Here is a 577-nt window from a genome sequence, read left to right as displayed (position 1 = left end):
ACTCGTGCATATCCGGCTACTCTGCGCTTTTTGGGCTTATCCAGCGGCATGAATGTAGCCCTATCAAGTTTTGCCGGAATAATTGTTACTCTTGACATTTCTTACCTCTTTTCTTGCTGTGCTCAGCGGCTTTTTTCCGCATTTCAGGTGTCCACGCTTCTGTGCGTGAGTGGTCAAGCCAGCGAACCGTCTGCTCATGCCCGTCTTTGAAAAGAAAAGTCAACACATTTGGTTTCGACACGAGAATGTTCTCAATCTCAGACTGGAATACCTCGTTGTCAAATTCATCAAGCTGCAAGACCTCACAAACCTTGTCATACAGAATATCTTCCGGTATCTGCTTGGACTCCGGACAGAATTTTTTGCCCCGCGCGTTGTAAGTCCAGCAGATCCAAGTCACTCGGTATTTCTGCACCTTTCTGCGGTAGTATTTTCCGCAGCAGTCACAGTGTATCATTCCTGTCAGCGGATATGTGTTTGTCGTGGGGGAGGCAGGAGTAAATCGCTGATTTTCTTTCAGAAGCTCCTGTACGGCGAGGAAGGTCTCCTTGTTGATAATCGGTTCATGTGTTTCTTC

General features: G+C 47.1%; 1 protein-coding gene. It reads right to left on the bottom strand.

Going from position 1 to position 577, the window contains the following annotated elements; translation table 11 throughout:
- Nucleotides 1-85 precede the first annotated feature (85 nt).
- Nucleotides 86-577, bottom strand: a 492-nt coding sequence (locus tag QVO51_RS07330; protein WP_288167986.1) for a recombinase zinc beta ribbon domain-containing protein, incomplete at its 5' end; no start/stop codon positions are given.

Source organism: Ruminococcus sp. CAG:379, from assembly GCF_000434255.1.
Lineage (GTDB): Bacteria > Bacillota > Clostridia > Oscillospirales > Ruminococcaceae > Ruminococcus_F > Ruminococcus_F champanellensis.
The sequence above is the reverse complement of the archived record's forward strand: the minus strand, read 5'-3'. Positions and strand labels throughout refer to the sequence as shown.